The 24,115-nt window shown below is 67.5% G+C and carries 20 protein-coding genes; 8 read left to right on the top strand and 12 right to left on the bottom strand.

Annotation, left to right across the window (positions count from 1 at the left end):
• The first annotated feature begins 55 nt into the window (after positions 1 to 55).
• A complete protein-coding gene (locus tag AC06E9_RS15105) occupies positions 56 to 637 on the top strand; it encodes an HD-GYP domain-containing protein (protein ID WP_478056335.1) in 582 nt (193 codons plus the stop codon).
• Positions 638 to 721: 84 nt separating this feature from the next.
• Here the strand turns inward: AC06E9_RS15105 and AC06E9_RS15110 are convergent, their stop codons facing one another.
• Positions 722 to 2,815, bottom strand: a complete 2,094-nt coding sequence (locus tag AC06E9_RS15110; protein ID WP_478056336.1) for a M13 family metallopeptidase — start codon at positions 2,813 to 2,815, stop codon at positions 722 to 724.
• A 174-nt stretch (positions 2,816 to 2,989) separates the two neighbouring features.
• Between AC06E9_RS15110 and AC06E9_RS15115 the strand changes: the two genes are divergently transcribed.
• Complete coding sequence (locus AC06E9_RS15115) at positions 2,990 to 3,412, top strand: hypothetical protein (protein WP_147433893.1); 423 nt, start codon at positions 2,990 to 2,992, stop codon at positions 3,410 to 3,412.
• A gap of 95 nt (positions 3,413 to 3,507) precedes the next feature.
• Here AC06E9_RS15115 and gpmA read toward each other — a convergent pair whose 3' ends face one another.
• The gene (gene gpmA / locus AC06E9_RS15120) at positions 3,508 to 4,257 is read right to left on the bottom strand and encodes a 2,3-diphosphoglycerate-dependent phosphoglycerate mutase (protein WP_038689579.1); all 750 of its coding nucleotides are present in this window, start codon (positions 4,255 to 4,257) and stop codon (positions 3,508 to 3,510) included.
• 87 nt (positions 4,258 to 4,344) lie between these two features.
• Positions 4,345 to 5,361 (bottom strand): cation diffusion facilitator family transporter, encoded by a 1,017-nt coding sequence (locus tag AC06E9_RS15125; protein ID WP_282263624.1) that lies wholly within the window; start codon positions 5,359 to 5,361, stop codon positions 4,345 to 4,347.
• Positions 5,362 to 5,504: 143 nt separating this feature from the next.
• On the opposite strand from AC06E9_RS15125, the gene AC06E9_RS15130 reads away from it, so the two are divergent.
• Positions 5,505 to 6,929 carry a diguanylate cyclase gene (locus AC06E9_RS15130; protein ID WP_478056337.1) on the top strand — a complete coding sequence of 475 codons (1,425 nt, stop codon included), beginning with the start codon at positions 5,505 to 5,507 and terminating at the stop codon, positions 6,927 to 6,929.
• Between the two features lie 131 nt (positions 6,930 to 7,060).
• Positions 7,061 to 8,194 (top strand): metallophosphoesterase, encoded by a 1,134-nt coding sequence (locus AC06E9_RS15135; RefSeq protein WP_478056338.1) that lies wholly within the window; start codon positions 7,061 to 7,063, stop codon positions 8,192 to 8,194.
• Positions 8,195 to 8,227: 33 nt separating this feature from the next.
• On the opposite strand, the gene AC06E9_RS15140 is transcribed toward AC06E9_RS15135, so the two are convergent.
• From AC06E9_RS15140 to AC06E9_RS15155, 4 genes are all read right to left on the bottom strand, one after another.
• Positions 8,228 to 8,503, bottom strand: coding sequence for a hypothetical protein (locus AC06E9_RS15140; protein WP_121041369.1), 276 nt, complete (start codon positions 8,501 to 8,503; stop codon positions 8,228 to 8,230).
• Between the two features lie 69 nt (positions 8,504 to 8,572).
• Positions 8,573 to 11,266: a serine/threonine-protein kinase gene (locus tag AC06E9_RS15145; protein WP_461770857.1), complete on the bottom strand. Its 2,694-nt coding sequence runs from the start codon at positions 11,264 to 11,266 to the stop codon at positions 8,573 to 8,575.
• Complete coding sequence (locus AC06E9_RS15150; RefSeq protein ID WP_121041365.1) at positions 11,263 to 11,865, bottom strand: ECF-type sigma factor; 603 nt, start codon at positions 11,863 to 11,865, stop codon at positions 11,263 to 11,265. The genes AC06E9_RS15145 and AC06E9_RS15150 overlap by 4 nt, the downstream gene beginning before the upstream one ends.
• 81 nt (positions 11,866 to 11,946) lie before the next feature.
• Positions 11,947 to 13,920: an oleate hydratase gene (locus AC06E9_RS15155; protein WP_478056339.1), complete on the bottom strand. Its 1,974-nt coding sequence runs from the start codon at positions 13,918 to 13,920 to the stop codon at positions 11,947 to 11,949.
• Between the two features lie 219 nt (positions 13,921 to 14,139).
• Here AC06E9_RS15155 and AC06E9_RS15160 point away from each other — a divergent pair, with 219 nt between their 5' ends.
• From AC06E9_RS15160 to AC06E9_RS15170, 3 genes are all read left to right on the top strand, one after another.
• Positions 14,140 to 14,526, top strand: coding sequence for a BlaI/MecI/CopY family transcriptional regulator (locus AC06E9_RS15160; RefSeq protein ID WP_121041361.1), 387 nt, complete (start codon positions 14,140 to 14,142; stop codon positions 14,524 to 14,526).
• Positions 14,523 to 16,022 carry a peptidoglycan DD-metalloendopeptidase family protein gene (locus tag AC06E9_RS15165; RefSeq protein ID WP_478056340.1) on the top strand — a complete coding sequence of 500 codons (1,500 nt, stop codon included), beginning with the start codon at positions 14,523 to 14,525 and terminating at the stop codon, positions 16,020 to 16,022. Before AC06E9_RS15160 ends, AC06E9_RS15165 begins: the two co-directional genes overlap by 4 nt.
• Positions 16,023 to 16,136: 114 nt before the next feature.
• On the top strand, positions 16,137 to 18,311 hold the full coding sequence (locus AC06E9_RS15170; protein WP_478056341.1) for a TonB-dependent receptor plug domain-containing protein: 2,175 nt from the start codon (positions 16,137 to 16,139) through the stop codon (positions 18,309 to 18,311).
• Here AC06E9_RS15170 and AC06E9_RS15175 read toward each other — a convergent pair whose 3' ends face one another.
• Together AC06E9_RS15175 and AC06E9_RS15180 are read right to left on the bottom strand one after the other, a co-directional pair.
• Positions 18,312 to 19,445, bottom strand: coding sequence for a fatty acid desaturase family protein (locus AC06E9_RS15175; protein ID WP_121041355.1), 1,134 nt, complete (start codon positions 19,443 to 19,445; stop codon positions 18,312 to 18,314).
• A 2-nt stretch (positions 19,446 to 19,447) separates the two neighbouring features.
• The gene (locus tag AC06E9_RS15180) at positions 19,448 to 20,521 is read right to left on the bottom strand and encodes a ferredoxin reductase (protein ID WP_121041353.1); all 1,074 of its coding nucleotides are present in this window, start codon (positions 20,519 to 20,521) and stop codon (positions 19,448 to 19,450) included.
• Positions 20,522 to 20,614: 93 nt separating this feature from the next.
• Here AC06E9_RS15180 and fabR point away from each other — a divergent pair, with 93 nt between their 5' ends.
• Entirely contained in the window at positions 20,615 to 21,277 is a 663-nt protein-coding gene (gene fabR, locus AC06E9_RS15185; RefSeq protein WP_026069985.1) for an HTH-type transcriptional repressor FabR, read from the top strand.
• Positions 21,278 to 21,377: 100 nt separating this feature from the next.
• On the opposite strand, the gene AC06E9_RS15190 is transcribed toward fabR, so the two are convergent.
• The 3 genes from AC06E9_RS15190 to AC06E9_RS15200 form a co-directional block, all read right to left on the bottom strand.
• Positions 21,378 to 21,740, bottom strand: a complete 363-nt coding sequence (locus AC06E9_RS15190) for a glycine zipper 2TM domain-containing protein (RefSeq protein ID WP_102789149.1) — start codon at positions 21,738 to 21,740, stop codon at positions 21,378 to 21,380.
• A 128-nt stretch (positions 21,741 to 21,868) separates the two neighbouring features.
• The gene (locus AC06E9_RS15195) at positions 21,869 to 22,825 is read right to left on the bottom strand and encodes a transaldolase (protein WP_478056342.1); all 957 of its coding nucleotides are present in this window, start codon (positions 22,823 to 22,825) and stop codon (positions 21,869 to 21,871) included.
• 16 nt (positions 22,826 to 22,841) lie between these two features.
• Complete coding sequence (locus AC06E9_RS15200; protein WP_461770452.1) at positions 22,842 to 24,032, bottom strand: CaiB/BaiF CoA transferase family protein; 1,191 nt, start codon at positions 24,030 to 24,032, stop codon at positions 22,842 to 22,844.
• Between the last annotated feature and the right edge of the window lie 83 nt (positions 24,033 to 24,115).

The raw sequence follows: 24,115 nt of genomic DNA on the forward strand, positions 1-24,115 counted from the left end.
GCCTGCCCGACCCCGGCACTGACGGCCGGCCATCCGACCCCACGTGACCGCCCCCATGTTCGACGATGCCCCTTCGCAGGTCTGCTCCATCGATGCGCTGTCGATGTCGTTGCAGATGCGCGACCAGTACACCCGTTTCCACTGCGACCGGGTCGGCCTGCTCGGCGATCAGCTGGGGCGCCTGTGCGATCTGGACGACACGCAGCGCGCGCATCTGGCGCTGGCCGCGCGCTTCCATGACATCGGCAAGATCGGCATTCCGGACAACGTGCTGTTGTATCCCGCGCGCCTGGACGACGCTCAGCGCGCGATCATGCGCACCCACCCCGAACGTGGTGAGCGTATCTTCGCCACCACCGGGCGCAGTGATGCCGCCGAGGTGGCGCGGTTGATCCGCAGCCATCACGAGGCCTTCGATGGCAGTGGTTATCCGGATGGCCTGAAAGGCAGCGACATTCCGCTGGGCGCACGCGTGCTCACCATCGTCGATGGGTACGACGCCATGACCACCACCCGCCCGTACCGCGGCCCGATGCCGCATGCCAAGGCGATGGGCATCCTCGCCGAGCAGCAGGGTGGCCTGGTCGACCCGGAGGTGTTCGGCCTGTTCACCCGGATGATGGCCTCCGCTACGTAGTCTCCGCTTGGGTTTGCCGCGAGCGTGCTGGAAAAGAAAAACCCGGCGTTCGCCGGGTTTTTCATGTCACTCAACCGCGTGCGATCACCAGATCACAACGCGCTTGTCGTCGGCCCGCACCATCGCATCGCCGGCCTTGCACTCGAACGCCTGCGCGTACGCGGGCATGTTCGAGGGCGCGCCATTGGCACGGAAGTTGGCCGGAGCGTGCGGATCGGTGTTCAGGCGCACGCGCAACTCGCCTTCGTTGAAGTTGCGGCGCCACACGGTGGCCCAGTTCATGAAGAAGCGCTGGTCCTGCGTGTGGCCGTCCACCGCTACGTTGGCCTTCGGGTCTTCCTTCAGCGCCATCTGCAGCGCGTCGTAGGCCACGGTCAGGCCACCGAGGTCGCCGATGTTCTCGCCCAAGGTCAGCTTGCCCTTCACGTTCACGCCCGGCAGCGACTCATAGCCGTCGAACTGCGCGACCAGCTGGTCGGTCCGCTGGGTGAAGGCCGCACGGTCGCTGTCGGTCCACCAGTTGTCGAAGTTGCCGTTGGCGGCGAACTGGCTGCCCGAGTCGTCATAGCCGTGCATCATTTCGTGGCCGATGACCGCGCCGATGCCGCCGTAGTTCAGCGCCGGATCGGCCTTGGCGTCGAAGAACGGCGCTTGCAGGATCGCCGCCGGGAAGACGATCTCGTTCTTGGTGGCGTTGTAGTAGGCGTTGACGGTCTGCGGGGTCATGCCCCACTCGGTCTTGTCGACCGGCTTGCCGATCTTGTTGAGCATGAAGCGGTAGTTGAACGTGCGCGCGGCCTGCATGTTGCCCAGGTAGCTGTCGCCGTTGGTTTCCAGGCCCGACCAGTCACGCCACTTGTCCGGGTAGCCGATCTTCGGGGTGAAGCTGGCCCACTTCTCCAGTGCCTTCTTGCGGGTGTCTTCGCTCATCCACTCCAGCTTCTCCAGGCGCGCCTTCAGCGCCACCGAGAGGTTCTCCACCAGGTGCTGCATCTGCACCTTGGAGTCGGCCGGGAACACGGCGTCGACATACATCTGGCCCAGGCCTTCACCGATGGCGCCGTTGACCGACTCCAGCACGCGCTTCCAGCGCGGCTGCATTTCCTTCTGGCCACGCAGGGTGGTGCTGTAGAAATCGAAGTTGGCCTTTTCGAAGGCGCTGCTCAGGTACGGCGAAGCGTCATCGATGGTGTGGAAGCGCAGGTAGGCCTGCCAGGTGGCGGCCGGCACGTCGGCCAGCATCTTGTCCACTTCGCCGAAGAAGCCCGGCTGGGCCATCGAGAACTTCTGCGCGGCCGGCACCTTCAGGGTATCGAACAGGGCCGTCCAGCTGAAGTTCGGGGTCAGCTTGTCCGCATCAGCAGCGCTGACCGGGTTGTAACGCTTGGCCGGGTCACGCATTTCGATGCGCGACATCGAGGCCTGGGCCAGCCGCGTTTCGAACTCCATCACGGCCTTGGCCTGGGACTTGGCCTGCTCGGCATCGACGCCGGACAGGGTCAGCACCTGGGCGATGTAGGCAACGTACGCGTCGCGGATCTTGGCCTGCGAATCGTCGAAGTAGTAGCCCTTCTCCGGCAGGCCGAGGCCGCCCTGGCCGACATAGGCGATGACGTTGGCCGAATCTTTGTAATCGGCATTGGCGAACAGCGAGAACAGCACGCCCTGGCCCACCGCCTGGCTGTCGCGCAGGTACTGGGTGATCGCGGCGGTGTCGTTCAGCGCGGCGATCTTGTCCAGCTGCGGCTGCAGCGGGGTGATGCCAGCCGCCTCGATCTTGGCTTCATCCGAGCCGGTCTTCCAGATATCGCCGATCTTGGCTTCCACCGTGCCGGCCTTGGCCTGGCTGGCGGCGGCCTGCTGGACCAGCGCGTGCTGCACTTCCAGCGAGCGCTCGCGCAGGATTTCGAAGCTGCCCCAGGTGGTCTGGTCGTTCGGGACCGGGTTGGCCTTGAGCCACTTGCTGTTCACGAACCCGTTGAGGTCGGTACAGGCGGCGATGGCGGTGTCCAGATCGGCAGTGTTGAGCGAGATCAGCGCGGTCTTGATCTGCGACTGATCAAACGCCGGCGTGGCATCGGCGGTGGCGGCAGGCGCGGTATCGGTCTTGCCACAGGAGGCCAGCGACACGGCGATGGCGGCGGTCAGACCCAGCGGGACCAGCTTGGAAAACTTCATTCGACTCTCCGGCTACAGATGGATGCATCACCCGGACCACGGGCAATCGGGCAGCGTAGCGCGGGAGGGGCCGGTGCGGACCGGCCAAAGGTCACACACCGGGAGCGACGAGACGCCTTGCTCGTAGAGCAGCAGGAGCTCTATGGTGAGAAATCGTGAAAAATGTGAGGTGCAATGAATAAATACAGGCTTGTAAAACAAGAGAATGAGTGGGGATGCGGCGTCGCTTGCGTGGCTTCTCTTCTTGGAATTGAGTACGACGCAGCCCTCAAACGGCTTGAGCACCATAAGGACGGGAAACTGGACGAAGCGCCGCTTGGACTAGATGTTCATGAAATCATCTGGTCCCTTGCAGACCACGATCTCTGGTACATCGCAGATTGGCGTAGACCTGCGCAGTTCCCAGTAGGATCGATCGTCTGCATCCGAGGCGAAGCGCCCTACCAATCTGATCACTATTTGCTGATGACGCCCCAAGGCTGGATGGACCCATGGCACAACACCAGCAAGAACGTCTCCGCAATCAAAGCTGATTATCGGGATGCCCTCCCCATTGGCACAGAGTTTATTGTTGCACTGATGCCACGAGAACCGTGAAGCCCCACCGGAACACAGGGAGCGAACCTGTGGTGGAGCGCCCGATATCAAAGGGCGAACAAAACGAAAGGCCGGCATTTGCCGGCCTTTCGCTCTTACTTCGCTTTACCCTGGTTCGCCACGGCCTCGGCGGCCTTGCGTGCCGCTTCCGGGTCGCCCAGGTAGCGGAACGACTGCACCGTCAGGTCGTCGTTGAGTTCGAACAGCAGCGGGATGCCGGTCGGGATGTTGAGCTCCAGGATCGCTTCCTGCGAAACATTGTTGAGGTACTTGTACAGCGCGCGCAGCGAATTGCCGTGCGCGGTGACCAGTACGGTCTTGCCGTCCTTGAGCTGGGGGGCGATCGCATCGAACCAGTACGGCAACACGCGGTCCAGCGTGGTGGCCAGCGATTCGGTGCCCGGCAGCGCGTTGCGGTCCAGGCCCGCATAGCGGCGGTCGTGGATCGGGTGGCCCGGGTCCTCGATGTCCATCGCCGGCGGCGGGATGTCGTAGGAGCGGCGCCAGATCTTGACCTGGTCCTCGCCGTGCTTGGCGGCGGTCTCGGCCTTGTCCAGGCCCTGCAACCCGCCGTAATGGCGCTCGTTCAAGCGCCAGCTCTTGCTGACCGGCAGCCAGTCCTGGTCCAGCTCGGCCAGGGCACCCTGCAGGGTGTGGATGGCGCGCTTGAGCACCGAGGTATGCGCGACATCGAACTGCAGCCCTTCTTCACGCATCAGGCGGCCGGCGGCGGCAGCCTCGCGGCGGCCCTGTTCGGTCAGTTCCACGTCCACCCAGCCGGTGAAGCGGTTGTCCAGGTTCCACTGGCTCTGGCCGTGGCGCAACAGTACGAGTTTCCGGGTCACTGCAGTATCTCCGACAGATGGCAAGGCAGACCCGCATTGTAGCGGCAACCCTGCCCTGCCCGTCCGCCGTGGGGCCGCCGGTAGACCTCAGGGATGCGGATGCCCGTGATGGCCCTGCGCGTCCGGTGCAGCGCGGTGGCTGTCGTGGCTGTCGTGCGCATGGGCCGCGTGGTCGTGCCCCGCATGGTCATCGGCGTGCCGGTCGCGGGGGCTGCCGACGCTGCAGGGATCGCCGCAGTGGTCGGCCTCGATCTGCAGGGTCACATGGTCGATGCCGTACTGCTCGTGCAACCGGGTGCCCAGCTCGCGACGTAGGCGGTCCGCATTCACACCGGTGCCCATCACCACGTGCGCGGTCAGTGCCGGGGTGCTGGACGCCAGCGCCCAGACGTGCAGGTCGTGCACGTCCACCACCCCATCGTGGGCACACAGGGTGCCGCGTACCGCCGCGACATCCATGCCCTTGGGCACGCCTTCCAGCAGCACGTTGATCGCCTCGCGCATCAACACCCAGGTGCGCGGCAGTACCCACAGGCCGATCAGCACGGCCAGGATCGGATCGATCGGCTTCCAGCCGGTCCAGCGGATCAGCAACGCGCCGAGGATCACCGCGACCGAGCCGAGCATGTCCGCCCAGACTTCCAGGTACGCGCCTTTGACGTTGAGGCTCTCGCCGCTGCCGGCGCGCAGCAGGCGCATCGAGATGAGATTGATCACCAGCCCGAACACCGCGATCACCAGCATGCCGGTGGAGGCGATCTCCTGCGGCGCGCGGAAGCGCTGCACCGCCTCCCACAGAATGTAGCCGGCGACCACGAACAGCATGCCGCCGTTGATCATCGCGCCGATGGCTTCCAGCCGCGCATAGCCGTAGGTGCGCTTGGCATCGGGCGGGCGCCGGCTGAGCCGGACCGCGACCAGCGCGACCATCAGCGCGAGCGTATCGGTGGCCATGTGCGCGGCATCGGACAACAGTGCCAGGCTGTTGGTCCAGAACGCGCCGGCCACCTCCACCAGCAGGAAGGTGGTGGTCAGCCCCAGCGCCCACCACAGCGGCTTTTCGTGGCGGATCTCGCTGGGCAGATGGTCGTGGTCGTGACCCATGAAAGCTCTCCTGGACAATGCCGGCAGGGTAAGCAGCGCCTCGCGCGGAGACTATTACACTTACCGCAGCGTTCAGTTTGCAACTCAATAACACCAGCGCCCGGCCGCTACCTCTCGACGGCCTGTGTGGCGGGAAGACAATCGTGCATAACGTTCCAAATCTTGATGAGGCCAGCCAACCGCTGGCGCTGGCCTGGGCACAGACACTGGCGCAGACGCCGGCCGCTGCGGCGACACTGCTGGCGAGCCTGTCGACGGAGAGCCCGCCCGGGCTGGCCCACCACTTCTACGACGTGCTGCTCGAAGACCCGCGCGCGAGCCGGTTCCTCTCGCACGACCAGGTGCGGCTGCGCCTGAAACCGGCGATGCAGCGGTGGCTGCAGCAGATCCTTACCGCCACGCCGGACAGCATCAACGCGCTGGTCGCCGCACAGCGCGTGATCGGTGACGTGCATGCCCGTGTGGGCATTCCGGTGGATCTGGTGGCCCGCGGCGCGCGTGTACTCAAGCATCGCCTGTTCGACCGCATCATCGCGCAGGCCGACGACAGTGCGACCGCGTTCGCGGCGATCCACTGCCTCAGCGCCTCGATGGATATCGCCCTGGAAGGCATGACGCTGGCCTACACGCATGCACGCGAGCGCTCTTCACGGACCGATGCGGCGTATCGCCTGTTCTCGCTGGTGCAGAACGTCAGCACCGAGCGCGAACGGCAACGCGCCCTGCTGCTGGACTGGGAGAACGCGCTGCTCTACGCGATGGCCAGCCAGAATGCCGAGGCCGAGCTCACCGGGCTGGCGCAATCGGAGTTCGGCCTGTGGTTCACCCACAAGGGCATTCCGAGTTTCGGCGAGAGCAGCGAGACCGGCCAGGTCGGTGCACTGGTCGCCGCGGTCGATACGCAGTTGCAGGAAGCGCTTGCGCATGCCGATTTCGCGGCGCGCTTCGGGGCATTGCAGGGTATCCGCGAGCGGCTGGCGCAGATCCGCACATTGATGGGCATGTTGTTCGAACGGATCGGCGAGCTCGATGCGGGCAGCGATGCACTGACCAACCTGCTCAACCGTCGCTTCCTGCCGACCGTGCTGCGCCGGGAAATCGAACTGGCCAATTCCACGCAGACGCCGTTCTCGGTGCTGCTGCTGGATCTGGACCATTTCAAGGCGATCAACGATGCGCACGGCCATGACGGCGGCGACCGCGCCCTGCAGCACGTGGCCGCCCTGCTCGGCCAGCTTACCCGCGGCAGCGACTACCTGTTCCGTTATGGCGGTGAGGAATTCGTGGTGGTGCTGGTGGCCGCCACCGCCGCCCAGGCCGAGGTGATCGCCGAGAACCTGCGCAAGCACATCGCGCAGAGCCCGGTGCAACTGGCCAGTGGCCAGCGCCTGTCGCTGACCACCAGCATCGGCGTGGCCGCGCATGATGGTCATCCCGACTACGAGCGGCTGATGGCGCGCGCCGATGCGGCGATGTACCAGGCCAAGAAGCGGGGCCGGGACCGGGTAGTGCTGGCCAGCGATGACCTGCCCGATGCCCCCGGGCGAAAGGCGCTGCAGCGCGGGTGACCCTGTGTGGCCGACGGCAGCGCCGGCCCATCCGCCCGTTGCGGCATGCATGGCTGACCAATGGCGCATGCCCGGCGCGCTCCGTGCGGCGTAGCATCGCGGCATTGCCGTCCGCCACAGGAATTCCCCCGATGTCGATCCTCCGCGCCCTGACCCGCCCTGGCCTGTTGCTGCTCCAGTCAGCGCTGCTGATGACACCGCTGCTGGCCACGGCACGCGAGGTGGCGGCGCCGGCCGAGCATGTGGATGCCGATGGACCGTACGTGTTTCGTACCGCCAAGGGGCTGGAAGCGGCCTGGGTGTGCAAGGACCACGTGATCCGCCGCGAGCTGCCGGCACGCGGCGAGGCCACCGAGGTCGCCCCCGAGTGCGGCTATCCACACCCCCTGACCGTGCTGCCGCCGCGCACGGCGGAGATCGCCAGATTCCCGGCCACGCCGCGGATCGTCGCGCTGTCGGACATCCACGGCCAGTACGGCCTGCTCGTGACGCTGCTGCGCGCCCACCACGTGATCGACAGCGAAGACCGCTGGTCGCTGGGCGACGCCACGCTGGTGGTGGCCGGCGATGTATTCGACCGCGGCCCGCAGGTCACCGAAGCATTCTGGCTGCTGTACAGCCTGCAGCAGCAGGCCGCGGCAGCCGGTGGTGCGGTGCACTTCGTGCTCGGCAATCACGAGACGATGGTGCTCTACAACGACCTGCGCTACGTCAACCCGAAGTACCTCAAGACCGCGCAGCTGCTCGGCCGTTCCTACCCCGCGCTGTACGGTCCGGATTCGACGATCGGCCAGTGGCTGCGCACCCGTCCGGTGCTGCTGCGCATCGGGGACACCCTGTTCCTGCACGGCGGCATCGCACCGGAAAACCTGGACCTGGTGCGCAACATGGATACCACCAACGCCGGCTACCAGGCCGCAGTCGGGCTGCCCAAGGAGCAGGTCAAGGCTGCACCGGACACTACCCGGCTGTTCGATGGCAAGACCAGCCCGATCTGGTACCGCGGCTACTTCGATGGCCGCATGGATACCGCCCAGGTCGAGACGCTGCTCAAACAGCTCGACCTCGCCCGCATCGTGGTCGGCCACACCTCGATGCCGCATGTCAGCAGCTTCCATGGCGACCGCATCATCGCCATCGACAGCAGCATCAAGAACGGTGAGAACGGCGAGCTGCTGTTCATCGAGAACGGCGCGCTCAGCCGCGGCCTGCTGGATGGCTCGCGAGTACCGCTGGCCGAAGGCCGGCTCGGCGAAAGCGACTGACCCGGCCGTTCTGGCCGGTCAGTCCGCCGCAGCTCACCGTGGCGTGTAGATGCGCGAGACCATCCAGCCGCCGTGACTGCGGAAGCGGCCGCTGTCGCCGGTCAAGGCGAAACGCACTGCAATGACCGCGGCGCGCCCGCGGGAGCAATGCCAGTCGCGCGCGTTGCGATAGGCCTTGCGGAAGGCACGGAACGGGCCGCGTGCCTGCGTGGCGTCCCGTTCGGCGTCAGCCGGGTTCAGGGCATCGGTGGAGGCTGTTGGCGGATGCGCTGCAGCGCGGGTGGCGTCCGGATGGAGAGGGTTCGACATGGTGTCCCTTCGATCAACGAGGCCCGGAATCGGCCTCCTGATCGATAAACCGTGAAGACCATCACAAAACTATCGCCCCCCGGACAGACCCGCTTCGTGATCCGCCATGCGCTGTTCCAACCCCTTGATACGACTCAAGAATTCCGACGTCGGCGCCAGCTCCTTCAGGTGCGGCCGGGCCCGCGCGATCTGGGCGCGGGCGCCAGCCCCATCGCCGTTGGCGAACATTGCCTCGGCCAGCGGGATACGCCACTTGGCGGTGGCCGTGGAATCGGCCCCGTAGAAACCAGCGAATGTGTCCACCAGCTGGGCTGACAGCGGCACTGCCGCGGGATCGTCACGGCGCTGGGCAAGCAGTGCCTGCTGCATCTGCAGGCGCAGCCCCAGCCACGGGGGCAGGCTCGGATGGGCCTGGCCGAACGCGGCGAGGGCCCGGGCGGCCTCGGCATGCTGTCCGGCCCGGGTCAGCCATTCAATCTCGACCAGGCGCAGCACCAGCAGCTGCGGCGACTCGGGCGGGAGTTCGCGCCGCCACAGGGCGGCCACCTGCTGCAGCGGTGCCTGCGCCTCGGCCGTGCGGTCGGTCCGCAGCAGCAACCGCGCCAGCACCATGTCCACGTCGAGTGTGTCGGCGTGCTCGGGCCCGAGCAGCGCCCGATAGCGCGCCAGCGCAGCGCGGTAGTTCTGTTCGGCCTGCACGTAGTCGCCGCGGGCTTCCTCCATCAGGCCGTGGGCATACTGTTTGACCGCGTAGGCGCGGCTGTCCACGCCATCCACCGCGGCGCTGGTCTGCAGGCTGTTGCGGAAGTGCTGGTCGGCCGCCTGGTAGCGGCCAAGATCGAGATACTGTCCGGCCAGCGCGGCTTCGGCCGCGGCGGTGTAGCTGCTGCCTGCGCCGAACATCTGCCGGGTCAGCGCGAAGCCGCGCTCGGCCAGCGCCAGCGCTTCATCGATACGGCCCTGGTTGAGCAGCGTCGAGGACAGCGCGCGCAGGACCCGCTGGTACTCGGCCCCCTGCACACCCTGCTCGCGCGATGCCTCGGCCAAACCCTCGCGCAGGATCGCTTCGGCCTTGTCCAGCTCACCCTGGCTCCGGTACAGATCGCCGAGGTTGGCCATCGCCGCCAGGCCGCCGCGCTGAAGCGGCGCACCGTTTCCACGCCGGCTCAACGCCAGCGCGGAGCGGAAGGATTGTTCTGCCGCCGCCGGCTGCTCCAGCTGCGCCTGGGCCAGGCCCCGGGCGTTCAAGGCCTTCACCCGCACCGCCGGGGCATCATCCTGCTCAAGCAGGCCCAACGCGTCCTCTGCACTGCCCAGCGCCTCCTTCTCACGCCCAGCGCTGAGCAGCTGCACCGCCAGGCTGGCGCGGGCGTCGGCGATCTCATGCGGCGCGGCGCGCGTGTGCACCAGCCCCGCCACGCTGTCCCGCAGCAGGGCCTGCGCATCCTGCGGTTGGCCAAGGTTCTGGTAGGCGCGCCCCAATGCAGCCTGCATCCGCGCGCGCAGCGCGGGCGACACGGTGCGGTCCTGCTCGAGCCGGCGTGCGCCCAGATCGAGCACCTCACGCGCGGTCATCGGCGTGCCGTGGCGCAGCCCGGGATCGGCCGCATCGAAGGCGGCCACCAGCACGTCGGCGATGCCGGCGGCAGCCACCGCATTCTGCTCGGCCTGCCGACGCGCCTCGCTCAAGCGCAGCACGAAGGCCAGCACCATCACCGCCACCATCGTGACGATCACACTGGCGCGCCATTGCCGCCGCAGCAGCAGGCGCGCACGATGCCAGCGGCTGGGCCGACGCGCACGCACCGGGCGGCGTGCCAGATACCGTTCAATATCCTCGGCCAGTGCGTCGGCAGAAGCATAACGTTCGGCCGGATCCGCAGCAGCGGCCTTGGTCGCGACCGCCAGCAGGTCGGGGGGCACGCCGCGCGCCGGCGGCGGCGTGGCCTGCAGCAGTGCCTCCAGCATCACGCCCAGACTGTAGACATCGCCCACCACACTGGCCGGGCGCCCTGCCAGGCGCTCGGGACTGGCATAGGCCGGGGTGAGGAAGGCCGCGGCATCGTTGGCGTCACCGAGCAGATGCGCGATGCCGAAATCCAGCAGGACCGGCTGGCCGTCGGGGCGTACCAGTACGTTGCCGGGCTTGAGGTCGCAGTGCACCACGGATTGGGAATGTGCGGCCTGTACCGCGCCGCAGATCTGCACGAACAGGCGCAGGCGTGCGGCCAGATCCAGCGCCAGGGTGCGACAGGCGTCGTCCAGCGGTTCACCCTGCACGTATTCCATCACCAGGTAGGGCTGGCCGCCCTCGGCCACGCCCACGTCATACAGCCGGGCGATATGGGGGTGCTGCAGGTCGGCCAGGATCTGGCTTTCACTGGCCAGCCGCGTGGCCAGTACTGGGTCGTAGGCGCGGCGGATCAGCTTGATCGCCACCTCGCGCCGGTACAGCGCATCGGCACGTTCGGCCAGCAACACCACCCCCATGCCGCCGACGGCCAGCAACCGGCTCAGGCGCCACGGGCCAAGCCGTTGCCCGACCAGCGTGGCCGGATCATCCATCGCGGCCATCACGGCGGCAAGTGCATGCTCGACCCGGCCCAGGTCGGCGGTCTGCGCGCGCAGCAGTTGCAGCGTTTCGTCGATCGCGGCCGGGTCATCGCACAGCTCACCCAGCACCGGGCGCCAGCGCGCCTCGGGGAGGTCGCAGACCGCGTCGAACAGCCCGCGCACCGTCCGCCAGCGGTCTGGGCCGGTCATGCGCGCGTGGCCGGCCCGGCCAGGTGCCGGTTCAACCACGCCTTGGCAAACCGCAGATCGCGATCGACCGTGGGCACCGACACATCCAGCGCCTGGGCGATCTCTTCGCGGCTCATTCCCCCGAAGTACATCCATTCCACCGTGCGTGCGGCGCGCTCATCCAAGGTGGCCAGTTGCTCCAGCGCGCGGTTCAGGGCCAATACTTCGAAGGCATCGTGATCGGGGCTGGCTTCCTGGTCGGCATACGACAGGGTCAGGTTGATCGCACCTCCGCCCCGCTTGGAAGCGGTCATCGCGCGTGCGTGATCCACCAGCACGCTGCGCATCTTCAGTGCCGCCAACGATAGGAAATGCACGCGATCGCGGTAGCCGATCTCCCCACCGATCATCCGCATCAGCGCCTCGTGCACGAGCACGGTCGGCTGCAGCACGCCATCCCGGGCAGTGCCCAGCCGCGCCACGGCCATGCCACGCAGCTGCGCATACAGCAGCGCGAGCAGTTGATCGCGGGCGGCGATGTCCTGCTGCTCGCTCCAGCGGCGCAGCAGGCGGGTGACATCCTGGCGCTCGGCCGCTGGAGGTGTCGCGTCAAAAGACATGTGGGGCGGGTCCGTGCATCTCAGCAGGCGATCAGCCTGCAGTATCGCCGATCCCCATCCGCATGGGGCGGCGGTGCCGGGCTACGTCCCGCGCTTGGCCAGGTTCTCGCGCAGCGTTTCCAGCCGCGTGGAGAGATCCTTCAACGCGCTGCCGCCCTTGCCGACCAGCCAGGACACCTCCTCTTCCAGGAAGCCGGTACGGCTGTGCTCGGTGTCCGGCAACGGCGGCAGGATGTGCGCGAAGTAGGTCTTGTCGAGCACCCGCCGCAGCAGTCGCTCGCCCGGGAAGGGTGCGTTGTTGTTGAGCGCACGCGCCGCCTTGATCAGGTTGCGGATGTCGTACTGGGTCGGGCTCAGGTCCGGCACCTGCTTGGGCAGGTCCAGCAGCGTATACACCGCCACGCGGGCGGTGCGCACCGAACTTTCCATGGTGAACACCACATCGTTGTGGGTCTCCACGAACTGCCCCAGCAGGCCCAGGTTGGTGCATCCCCTGGGCACGACGTGCGGGCGGTCGCCGGCCGCGCGTGGCATGAACTGCGCCGTGATGTACGGCATCAGCGCGGTGCGCACCTTGGTGTTGGCGGCGATCTCATCCAGCTGATCGACGATGCCCAGGTGGTAGCTCAGCTCGGCCAGGATCTCGCGGCCGGTACAGGCTGGCATCGGCTTGGCCACGTGGTTGCCGTTCTGGTCCATCAGCAGCGCATACACCCACACCACCAGCACATCCTTGGGCTGGTCGAGGAAGTGCGGCTGGCGGTTGACGGTGAAGCTCAGCACCCAGGCGGAGTCGGTGAAGGTGATCACGCCACCGGTCACGGTCCTGCCCGAATACGGGTCGTTGACCGAGAGTTCCTTGATCTTGTCCACCAGTGGCGAGGGGCGGCAGGTCAGCGTGGCCGACTCCCACATCGAGCGGTCGATGTCACCGTGGAATTTCTCCGGTTTGCCGAAGATCGGCGACTGTGCGGCGAGGTTGCGCCACAGTGCCCAGTCACTGTCCTGCCCCGGTGTTTCGCGCGGACGCTGCAGTACCGGCACCGTGTCCATGTCGCCATAGGCGGTGCCCTCGGTCATCGAGCCGGTCAGCGCGAACACCAGGTCGCCCTCGGCCACCGGCAGCAGCGTATCGTTGCCCGCCACACGGCAGCGCAAGCCGGTGACGGTGCGGGTATCGCCTGCCACGCGCATGTCCAGATCGTACACGCGGGTACCGAAGGTGACCTGCACCCCCTGCTCGCGCAGCATCTTCACCAGCGGTTTGACGAAACTCTCGTACTGGTTGTATTTCGGGAACACCAGCGCGGACATGTCGTTCAAGCCGTCGATGGCGTCCAGGAAGCGGTGCATGTACAGCTTCATTTCCAGCAGGCTCTGCCAGTTCTCGAAGGCGAACATCGAACGCCAGAAGAACCAGAAATTACTCTGCAGGAAGCCCTCGCTGAAGTAGTCCTCGATGGTCACATCGTCGAGGTCTTCCTTGCGCTTGAGCAGCAGCTTGACCAGTTCCCACTGCTGCGGCTTGCTCAGCCCGAACGTGGAGAAGTCCTGGATCTTCCCCTGCTGGTGCATCAGCCGGGCCTTGGAGTAGTTCGGGTCGTCGTCGTTCACCACCCGGTACTCGTCCAGCACGCTGTAGCCGGCAGGCAGTTCCAGCGCCGGCACGTCCTGGAACATGTCCCAGAAATTGTCGTAGTTCCAGTTCATCTCGCGGCCGCCGCGAACCAGGTAGCCCTGCTCGGGGTCGCCGGCCCCATCGAGCGAACCGCCTTCGATGTCCAGGCTGTCGATCAGGGTGATGTTCGCCGCCGGCATGCCGCCATCGCGGATCAGATAGAACGCCGCGGCCAGGCCGGCAATACCGGTGCCGATGATCCACGCCTTGCGGTTTGCCACGCCGGCCGGTGCGACCGGGCGATTACGCATGTAGGCGCCCATCATGTCCGGCGGCGGCAGTGTGTTCTCGGGCCGGTTGGACCAGTAGGCCCCCGTGGCATCGGGTTCTTTATCGATCACCGGTGCCCGGTGCACGCCCTGTTGCTCGACAGCCATATCACCACTCCTTTTTCGACGGACCCACAGGAGGCACCGGTGGCCCGGTGCCTGGCAGCACGGATTCCTTACCGCACGGCCCCCTCCTGGCACCGCGCTGCACATTCGGATGGTACGCACCCCACCTGTGACGGCATTGATCCGCATCAATGACACCGCTGTTGCATCCAGTGCGACACATGTCGCACACTTGCGACACCTCGCCACATCGGGATTGCCATGTCTGTGCCGCCTACCCCTTCCAATGCCGAACTGGAACTGCTCAAAGCGCTGTGGCGCCAAGGCGCCTGCAGTGCGCGCGAAGTCCACAACGGCGCCGCCGCGGCGCTGGACTGGTCCTACTCGTCCACCCGCAAGACGCTCGAACGCATGGTCGACAAAGGGCTGGTGGAAGAAACCGTCGAGCACGGGCTGAACATGTACCGCGCCAAGGTCGGCAAGGTGGCCACACTGGCCGCACTCAGCACGGACTTCGCGCGCCGGGTGCTCGAGATCGATGGCGCATTGCCGGCGCAGGCCTTCGCCGACAGCCGCCTGCTCAGCGAACAGGAACTGCAGCAGCTCGATGCGCTGCTGCGTGCCCCCGCCAAGGACGATCCGGCATGAGTGTCCTGACGCTGGGCTTCTGGGGCGCGCATGCCGTTGGCGCCCTGGCGGGCGGCTGGGTGGCGTGGTCTGCCGGGCAACGTGTCCACCGCCGTCTGGGTCTCTCCCACGCCGCGTATGGCTATTGGATGGGGGTGTGGTTGCTGGCGGTGATGCCGGTCCTGCTGTCGGTGGGTGTGGCGCTGTGGGCCCCCGCACCGCTCGTCTCGTTGCCCCCGGCACTGATGCTGCCGCTGCCTGCCGCGCTGGACCTCGGGGCTGCCGGTGCGGCGGAAGGGGGCCTGGTGAGCTCCCCGTGGGCGGGGCCGGCCACCAGCACGTGGCTGGCCGCGCTGTATGTCACCGGCCTGGGTATCGCATTGCTGCGCGTGCTGGTCGGCACGTGGGCGACCGGCCGGCTGTGCCGGGCGACCCTGCCGATCGCACCGGGGGCCTGGCCGGGCCCGCGCAGCCGTGCGTCGGCGCAGCGACTGCGGTCGGCCGGCATCGTCTGCCGGGTCAGCGCGCTGCCGGTGAGTCCGTTCGCGGTGCGCTGGCCGCGGCCGTTGATCGTGCTGCCCCTCTCGGCCGTGGAGCAGCTGGACGATCGCGCCCTCAGCCTGATCCTGGGCCATGAGGCGGCGCACCTGACGCGCCGCGATCCGCAGCGCGCCGGCCTGATGGCGATACTCAACGCCCTGCTGTGGTTCAACCCGTTCCTGCGCCGCCTCACCGCGCGCGTGCAGCTGGCGGCCGAGCTGCGATGTGATGCGCAGGCCCTCGCGGGGGATGCACATGGCGGGCGTGACTTCGCCACGGCGTATGTGCGCACGTTGCGCCTTTCCGCAGCGGCCCACGCGCCCACCACCGCCCTGACCCACCGCGATCTGGCCGGGCATGAAATCCGCATCCGGCACATGCTGCATGGCGATGCTGCGCGGCCGCTGTCGGGATCGGGACGCGCACTCCTGCTGGGCAGCGCATTGCTGATCGGCGCCTTGTTGGTGGTCATGCAGGCCAGTGCAGCGCGTCCCTTGCCAGGCACCGCCGTCAGTAGCACGCCAAAAGAGGTCTCGGCGACGGAGGCCGCACTGCCGCTGCCGCCGTTGAGCGATACCCCCATCGAGGTGCAGTTCCAGTCACCGCTGGCCACACCGAGGATCACCGGACATTTCGGCGATACCGGCAGCATCCGGCAGCGACCGCATCGCGGCACCGATTTCGGCGCCCGCCCGGGCACGCCGGTCCTCGCGCCGGCGGACGGCCGCATCGTGGCGGCAACCACCGCCTACCCGGACGGTCCGCAGTACGGCACGGTGGTGGTCATCGACCACGGTCAGGGCTGGCAGACCTTGTACGCGCACCTGCAGGGCGCCGATGTGGTGGTCGGCCAGCAGATGCACGCCGGCGAGCAGATCGCGCGGGTCGGCAGCACCGGGCGCGTGACCGGACCGCACCTGCATCTGGAGATGCTCCGCCACGGTGAGCGCGTCGATCCGCAGGCGCACCTGCCATGACCGGCTGACCCGCTCCACATCCCAGCCCCACTGCTGCATTTCGTTTTCCTGGCCACAGGAGGGGCGCGTGTTGCCCGGCGAAATGTCCACGCCACCTTTCTGCACGGACTGCCCATGTCATCCACGTTCCGCATCGTCCTCGCCTTGTCCCCGCTGTGCGCCGCGTTCTCCAGCGCTGCGCAGTCGCTGCCCGCACCGTCATCAGCACCGCCCCCCACCGAGCTGGAGGCCGTGCAGGTGCAAGGACCGGCGTACGACCCGCGCCGCGATGACACGGCCACCCGGATCGTGTTCGGCACGGACACGTTGCGCCAGTTTGGTGATATCGGCCTGGTCGATGCGCTCAAGCGCCTGCCCGGCATCACCGTGGGCACCGGCGCGCCCGGTCGCAGCGGTGCGGTGTCACTGCGCGGCCTCGGCGCGGGCTATACCCAGATCCTGCTCAACGGCCAGAAGGCACCGGCCGGGTTCGATCTGGATTCGCTCACGCCGGAGATGGTCGAACGCGTGGAGATCCTCCGCGCACCGACGGCCGACCAGCGCGCCGAGGCCATTGCCGGCTCGATCAACATCGTCCTGGCCGCCGGCGCGCGCAAAGATACCGAACAGCTGTCGCTGGCCTGGGGCCGCAGCAACGGCCAGAACACGCCGTCGGTCAGCTGGCAGCGCAACCGGCGCGCCGGCCACCGCAGCAGTTCGGTCACCGCCACCGCATCGCGCCGCGAGTTCCTGGTCGAGGAAACCGGCACCGAACGTGTGTGGGATCGGCAGGGAACCCCCATCGCGCTGCGCGACACCACCCTGCGTGCGGGCGGGAACCGCGATGTGCTCTCGCTTGCACCCAGCCTGGAAACCACTCTGGAGAACGGCGACATCCTTGCCCTGCAGGGCGTCGCCGATGCCAGCCGCTTCAACCGCACCACCGCTATCGACTGGACCATCCCACTGGGCGAGCCGCTGCGGCGCGCCCGCTACCAGCAGCGCACCCGTATCGAGGTCGCGCAGGCCACCGGCAGTGCCACCTGGACCCGCACCTTCGAGCAGGGCAGCGCGTTCACCACCAAACTGCGTCTGGGCGGCAACCGCGAGCGTTACATCTATCGCGAACAGGGCTACGCGCAGCAAGGGCAGCAGAACCTGGAGGACCACACCGATGCACGATTGACCGTGCGCGAGCTCAACAGCACCGGCAAATACACGCTTCCCGGCCGCGGGCGGCATGCGCTGCAGCTCGGCTGGGAGGCCAGCGAGGATCGTCGCGACGAGGCGCGGGTACAGCACCTGCTGCCGGTCGGCGACGACGCTGGCTGGATCAGCGATCTGGCGTTCGACGCACGCATCCGGCGGCTGGCCGTGTACGCCCAGGACGACCTCACCCTCAGCGAGCGCTGGTCGCTGTATGCCGGCGCACGCTGGGAGCAGATCGAGACGCGCAGTGACGGCAGCGGTTTCAGCGGCATCCATCGGCGTGACCAGGTGCTGTCGCCGGTGCTGCAGTCGCTCTGGAAGATTCCCGGCACCCGGCGCGATCAGCTGCGCGTTGCACTCACCCGTACCTATCGCTCGCCCACCCTGGCCGCGCTCATCCCCCGCCCGTACACCTCCACCAACAACCGCCCGCTCAACCCTGACGAACGTGGCAACCCGGCCCTGCGTCCGGAGTTGGCGACCGGGGTGGACCTGTCCTACGAAACCGCCGGCAAGGGGGGCGCGCAGCTCAGCGTCGGCGGTTACGTGCGTCGGATCAGCGATGTGATCCGCACCGAGACGCACCTGCAGGAGGGGCGCTGGGTTGCGTCACCGGTGAACGGTGGCTCCGCGACGACCTGGGGAGTAGAGCTGGATACCGCGTTGCGGCTTCCGCAGCTGATCACGGGCGCGCCGGATGTGTCGGTCCGCTTCAATGCAACCGCCAACGATTCGCGTGTGGAGGATGTCCCCGGCCCGGACAACCGGCTGGATGAACAAGTGCGTTTCAGCGGCACCCTGGGCGCGGACTACCCGCTCCGCACCGGCTGGACGGTGGGCGGCAGTTATACCTACCGCACCGGCGGCACCGTGCAGGTCAGCCCCGGCCAGTTCGAGATCAGCGCGTATGGGCGCGAGCTGGATCTGTATTCGCTGTGGTCGATCGGCGCCCGCAGCAAACTGCGGCTGAGCATCAACAACGCGCTGCACCGGACGTTGCGCACCGGGCAGCGGCGGATCAGCGAGGACGGCATCGAGCAGCTGCAGCGGCAACGCAACGCATCACCGCTGCTGCGCCTGCAGCTTGAACTCCCGCTGTGATCAGCCCGGCTGGCGGCTGGCCTCGCCCACCGCCGGCAGCGCACGCACGCGGCCTGGCTTGCTCGGGAACGCATGGCGGACGATGCGCCACATCACCTGGCCGAACTGCCGCGGCAACGAACCGGTGTTGTAGTGCTGGCCGTAGCGCGCGCAGATCTCCTTCACCTCGACCGCGATCGCGGCATAGCGGTTGGCCGGGATATCCGGATAGAAGTGGTGCTCGATCTGGTGGCTGAGGTTGCCGGACATGACGTTCATCAGCTTGCCACCGGTCAGGTTGGATGAGCCGCGCAGCTGGCGCAGATACCAATGGCCACGGGTCTCATCACGCACGCATTCCTTCGGGAAGGTTTCGGCCTCGGCGGTGAAGTGGCCGCAGAAGATGATCACGTAGGTCCACACGTTGCGGATCAGGTTGGCCGCCACATTGCCCAGCAGCACCGGCAGGAAGAACGGACCGGCCAGTGCCGGGAACAGCAGGTAGTCCTTGAACATCTGCTTGCCCATCTTGCGGCCGACCGGGCGGAACTGCCTGCCCAGTTGCTTGAGCGTCATCTTGCCGGCAAACACGCGGCCCAGGCGCAGGTCCTGGATCGCGATGCCCCATTCGAACAGCAGCGCGAACACCACCGCGACCACGGGCTGCATCAGGTAGAACGGGCGCCAGCGCTGCTCGGGGAAAATGCGCAGCAGGCCGTAGCCGATATCGTCGTCCAGCCCGCGCACGTTGGTGTAGGTGTGGTGGCGGAAGTTGTGGGTCTTGCGCCAGGCGTCGGCGGTGCCGACGATGTCCCACTCATAGGTGCTGCCCTGCAGCTGCGGATCGCCCATCCAGTCGTACTGGCCATGGATGACGTTGTGCGCCAGCTCCATGTTTTCCAGGATCTTGGACAGCGCCAGCATCACCACGCCGGCGATCCACGCCGGGATCAGCACGCTGTGCACGAAGGCACCGAGGAACAGCAACGCGCGGCCGGCCACGCCGGTCCAGCGTACGGCGGCCACGACGCGGCGGATGTAACGCGCATCGCGCGCACCGAGCGTGGCCAGCTGGCGCGCGCGCAGTGCATCGAGTTCAGCGCCGAAGGCCTGCAGTTCGGCCGGGGAGAGCGCGCGGTTGTGCACGGAAGACATGGTCACAGCTCCAGGATCAGGTCGGTGCTGGCGCTGTTCACGCACAGCTTTACTTGCGTGGCCGGTTCGGCCGCATGCTCGCCGGTCAGGGTGTGGCGGGTGACGCCGGACACCTTGCCGCAGACACAGGTATTGCAGATGCCCATGCGGCAGCCGCTGGCCGGGCGCAGCCCTTCGGCTTCCAGCGCCTGCAGCAGCGAAGTGCCGCGTGGCAGGGCAAGCGTGCGGCCGCTGCGGCGCAGTTCGACCTGCACCGTGCCCTCTTCGGCATCCGGCAGCACCGGCGGCGTGAACGCCTCGGACTGCAGCGACGCGACCTGGCCGTGCAGGCGCGCCTGCGCTGCATCGACGAAGCCACCCGGGCCGCACACCAGGGTGCGGGCGGTGCTCAGATCGCCCAGCGCCGCGAAGGCGAATGCATCCACGCGCGACGCCGGTGCGGTCGGGTCGCGGGTCAGCGCGATGTGCAGCGTGAACGAGGGATGGCGCGCCGCCAGCGCGGCCAGCTCGTCGGCGAAACACACTTCCTCACGCCGGCGTGCCCAGTACACCAGGTCCACCTGGCCCGGCATGCCGACAGCATCGAGCTGGCGCAGCAGCGCGCGCATCGGGGTGATGCCGCTGCCAGCGGCCAGCAGCAACAGCCGCTCGCCGGAGGCCTGCGGCAAGGTCATGTCACCGAACGCCTGGCCCAGCTCAAAGACGTCACCGATCGCCGCGGCATGGGCCAGATGCTGGCTGACGGCACCGCCGGCGATGGCCTTGACGGTGATCGCCAAGCGGCCGTCGGCCAGCACGGTCGGGCTGTAACTGCGCGACAGGCGGCGGCCATCGACTTCGACGCCGAGGGTGACGTGCTGGCCCGGCAGCAGGCCACGGAAATGGCGGTTGGGCGTGAGCACCAGGGTGACCGCATCCGCGCTCTCGGCGGTGCGCGACAGCAGCCGGGCCAAGGGGCGGCGCAGCGTCCACAGCGGGTGCAGACGGGTGCCCCAGAAGTCGAACAGCGCTTCGGGGACCCAGCGGCGGGGGCTGGCGACGTGACGGCGGGCGGAAATGCGCGGGACGGTGCTCATGCTGCGCACTATACGGCCGAGCATACGACTGTGTATACAGTTGTATATGGCCGGGACGGGCTATGATTCAGGGACTTGACCGCGCTGCCCCTGATGACCTCCCCAGACCTGCCCCTGCCCGCCTCCGACGACGCCCATCCCGCGCGCAAAGCCTCGATCTCACGTGAGGATCTGCTGGCCGCGGCATTGGCCCTGATCGGCCCGCACCGCAGCGTCTCCACGCTGAGCCTGCGCGAGGTCGCGCGTGAAGCCGGGATCGCCCCGAACTCGTTCTACCGGCAGTTCCGCGACATGGACGAGCTGACCGTGGCCCTGATCGACCTGGCCGGGCGCTCGCTGCGCACCATCATCGGCGAGGCGCGCCAGCGCGCCGCCTCCTCCGACCGCAGCGTGATCCGCCTCTCGGTGGAGACCTTCATGGAGCAGCTGCGCGCCGACGACCGCCTGCTCCATGTCCTGCTGCGCGAAGGCACCGCCGGCTCGGACGCGTTCAAGCATGCGGTGGATCGCGAACTGAATTACTTCGAAGACGAACTGCGGGTCGACCTGATCCGCCTGGCGGCCGCCGACGGCGCGCGCCTGCACGAACCGGCGTTGGCCTCCAAGGCGATTACCCGGCTGGTGTTCGCGATGGGCGCCACTGCAGTGGATCTGCCACCGGAGAAGGATCCGGAACTGATCGAGCAGCTGACCCAGATGCTGCGGATGATCATCACCGGGGCGCGCACGTTGGCGGGCAGTCCGCCGCTGCGCTGATCCGGCCATCCGGCCGCGCACAAAAAAATGACGACCCACCGGGCCGTCATTTCGTGATCCTGTTGCCCACATCAACGGCAACGCAGTGTGCGGCGCTTGATCAGCGGTACTGACGCTCGCAGCGACGCTCAACCACGCGATCACCGTTTTTGGACTGCTGGTTGCCCTGGATCTGGCGACCTGCGGCGCCACCGGCCACCGCACCGGCGACCGTGGCCAGCTTCTTGCCGTTGCCGCCGCCGACCTGGTTGCCGAGCAGCCCCCCGACCACGGCGCCGGTCGCGGTGCCGGTGATGCGGTTGGGGTCCTTGGAATTACGCTGGACCTCGACGTTGTGGCACACCACCTTGCTGCCGTCGTTGAAGCGGCGTCCCTCGTCCTTGGGGCCATAGGTCTGGGCGCCGGCGACGGCCGATACGGCGAGCAGACTGCCCAGGCACAACACGCGGAAGCTCGTCTTCATGGTCGATCCCTGTTTATGGAACATGGCCTAAGTGTCTGCCTGCCGGCGGCAAGCCCGAGTGAAGTTGCGTCCACGCCAGGTCAACGCCAGCGGCGGCGTTCAGGCCGCAGCCATCCAACCGCCCGCGCTTACAACCGCTCGCGGATCGTCTGCCGCAACGCCTCCAGATCCTTGGCGAACGCATCGATACCGCTCGCCAGCTTCTCCGTCGCCATCGGATCGGCCGCCAGATCCGCCGCAAACCGCGCACCATCGATCGGCGTCACCTGCACAGACTCGGCCGCACCGGCCACCAGCCTGCGCGGCAACTCACCGTGATCGGCGTCCAGCTTTTCCAGCAGATCCGGTGAAATCGTCAGGCGATCGCAGCCTGCCAGCGCCTCGATCTGCGCCGTCGAACGGAACGACGCGCCCATCACCACCGTCGGCGAACCACGACGCTTGAACTCGGCATACACGCCGCGCACGAACACCACGCCCGGGTCTTCATCGATGGTCGCCGGCGCCTGCCCGTTGGCCACGTACCAATCCAGGATGCGGCCCACGAACGGCGAGATCAGGAACGCCCCGGCCTCGCTGCAGGCCAGCGCCTGGGTCGGATTGAAGATCAGCGTCAGGTTGCAGTCGATCCCTTCGGCCTGCAGCTGGCGCGCCGCTTCCACGCCTTCCCAGGTTGCCGCGATCTTGATCAGCACCTTGCTGCGCGGCACGCCGGCCGCCTCGTACATCGCGATGAACTGGCGCGCCTTGGCCACCGTGGCCGCGGTGTCATGCGCCTGGTCGGCATCGACCTCGGTCGAGACCCGGCCCGGCACCAGCGTGCTGAGCAGGTTGCCCACGCCCACGGTCAGCCGATCGGCCACCGCGTGCACGATGGTCTCGCGTTCGCCCGCCTGCCCGCGGCCCCAGGCCAGCGCGTTCTCGATCAGATCGGCGTATACCGGCAGGTCCAGCGCTTTCTTCACCAGGGTGGGGTTGGTCGTGCAGTCGACCGGCTTCAAGCGCTTGATCGCCTCGACATCGCCGGTATCGGCAACTACGACGGACAGATCACGCAACTGGGAGAGTCTGGACAGCGAAGACATGGAGAGGTCCTTGGCATCAATCATCAGAGGAAGCGTCAAGCAGTGCGCTGACCGCCGCCGTGTCCTGGTCGAACACCGGCGCGGCGAACGGCTCCGGGCCGGGCGTGCGGCCGAATACGATCGGCCGGGTGATGCCGCGGTAGCTGCCCAGCAGCGGGTGCGGCAGCGACGTGATCATCTGCTCTGCCTGCACCTGTGGATGCTCGAACATGTCCTCGACCTGGCGTGCCGCTGCGCACGGCACTTCTTCGCCGAACAACGCTTCCCACGCCAGCGCGCTGCGCGTGGCCAGTGCGGCGTGCAACTGCGGCAGCAGCACCTCGGCCTGCGCGGCGCGCTTGCGCACGGTGTCGTACCGCGCGTCGGCCGCCAATTCTGGTCGCCCGATCCGCTCGCACAATGCCTGCCAGAAGCGCGGGGTATTGGCCGAGATGTACAGATATCCGTCCGCGGTGGGATGGATGCCGGTGACACCGCCCGAGCGCATATCGCGGCCCACCGCCGCCGGCTCGCCCTCGGCCCAGACCATCCGCGCCGACTGCATCGTCAGCGCACTGCGCAGCAGCGACACGCCCACGAACTGGCCCTCGCCGCTGCGTTCGCGCTCGTAAAGCGCCGATGACACACCGGCCGCCACCAGCGCGGCAGCGTAGTAATCGACCACCGAGCCGTACAGGATCTCCGGGGCGCCGCCCGTCTTGCCCTGCATCGTGCACATGCCGGTCATGGTCTGCAGCACCTGGTCGTACCCTGCCTTCTCCTTCAGCGGCCCCTGCTCGCCGTAGCCGGTGACCGAGCAATACACCAGGCGCGGGTTGAGCTTGTGCAGACTCTCGAAATCGATGCCCAGGCGTACCGGCACGCTCGGCCGGAAGTTGTGCACCAGCACGTCCGCCTCGCGCACCAGGCGCATCAGCACCGCACGCTGGTCAGGCTGCTTCAGGTCCAGCACCACGCCGCGCTTGGAGCGGTTCACACCGAGGAATGCGCGGCTCTCGGCCTCCAGCGTGGAGGGATAGCGCCGCAGGTTGTCGCCGACCGGCGGCTCCACCTTGATCACCTCCGCGCCCTGGTCGGCCAGCAGCGTGCAGCCGTAGGGACCGGCGATGTACGCGCTCAGGTCCAGCACACGAATGCCGCTCAACGGTCCGGTGGCACCTTCCCGCTGGGCGATGGCGAATGGAGAACTGGGGTTGCTTCCGGTCATGGTCAATACACTCGATACCTTGAGGGAAGTTTCCTCCTGGCCAACGGGAAGAAACAGATCGCGTGGGTATGTTCTGGGTGGAC

It is taken from the genome of Stenotrophomonas sp. Steno-Z10-BAI, from assembly GCF_056393115.1.

Coding starts and splice junctions, on each gene's coding strand:
- AC06E9_RS15105 (WP_478056335.1), top strand. CDS start 56: ATGTTCGACGATGCCCCTTCGCAGGTCTGCTCCATCGATGCGCTGTCG.
- AC06E9_RS15110 (WP_478056336.1), bottom strand. CDS start 2,815: ATGAAGTTTTCCAAGCTGGTCCCGCTGGGTCTGACCGCCGCCATCGCC.
- AC06E9_RS15115 (WP_147433893.1), top strand. CDS start 2,990: ATGAATAAATACAGGCTTGTAAAACAAGAGAATGAGTGGGGATGCGGC.
- AC06E9_RS15125 (WP_282263624.1), bottom strand. CDS start 5,361: ATGGGTCACGACCACGACCATCTGCCCAGCGAGATCCGCCACGAAAAG.
- AC06E9_RS15135 (WP_478056338.1), top strand. CDS start 7,061: ATGTCGATCCTCCGCGCCCTGACCCGCCCTGGCCTGTTGCTGCTCCAG.
- AC06E9_RS15140 (WP_121041369.1), bottom strand. CDS start 8,503: ATGTCGAACCCTCTCCATCCGGACGCCACCCGCGCTGCAGCGCATCCG.
- AC06E9_RS15145 (WP_461770857.1), bottom strand. CDS start 11,266: ATGACCGGCCCAGACCGCTGGCGGACGGTGCGCGGGCTGTTCGACGCG.
- AC06E9_RS15150 (WP_121041365.1), bottom strand. CDS start 11,865: ATGTCTTTTGACGCGACACCTCCAGCGGCCGAGCGCCAGGATGTCACC.
- AC06E9_RS15155 (WP_478056339.1), bottom strand. CDS start 13,920: ATGGCTGTCGAGCAACAGGGCGTGCACCGGGCACCGGTGATCGATAAA.
- AC06E9_RS15160 (WP_121041361.1), top strand. CDS start 14,140: ATGTCTGTGCCGCCTACCCCTTCCAATGCCGAACTGGAACTGCTCAAA.
- AC06E9_RS15165 (WP_478056340.1), top strand. CDS start 14,523: ATGAGTGTCCTGACGCTGGGCTTCTGGGGCGCGCATGCCGTTGGCGCC.
- AC06E9_RS15170 (WP_478056341.1), top strand. CDS start 16,137: ATGTCATCCACGTTCCGCATCGTCCTCGCCTTGTCCCCGCTGTGCGCC.
- AC06E9_RS15175 (WP_121041355.1), bottom strand. CDS start 19,445: ATGTCTTCCGTGCACAACCGCGCGCTCTCCCCGGCCGAACTGCAGGCC.
- AC06E9_RS15180 (WP_121041353.1), bottom strand. CDS start 20,521: ATGAGCACCGTCCCGCGCATTTCCGCCCGCCGTCACGTCGCCAGCCCC.
- fabR (WP_026069985.1), top strand. CDS start 20,615: ATGACCTCCCCAGACCTGCCCCTGCCCGCCTCCGACGACGCCCATCCC.
- AC06E9_RS15190 (WP_102789149.1), bottom strand. CDS start 21,740: ATGAAGACGAGCTTCCGCGTGTTGTGCCTGGGCAGTCTGCTCGCCGTA.
- AC06E9_RS15195 (WP_478056342.1), bottom strand. CDS start 22,825: ATGTCTTCGCTGTCCAGACTCTCCCAGTTGCGTGATCTGTCCGTCGTA.
- AC06E9_RS15200 (WP_461770452.1), bottom strand. CDS start 24,032: ATGACCGGAAGCAACCCCAGTTCTCCATTCGCCATCGCCCAGCGGGAA.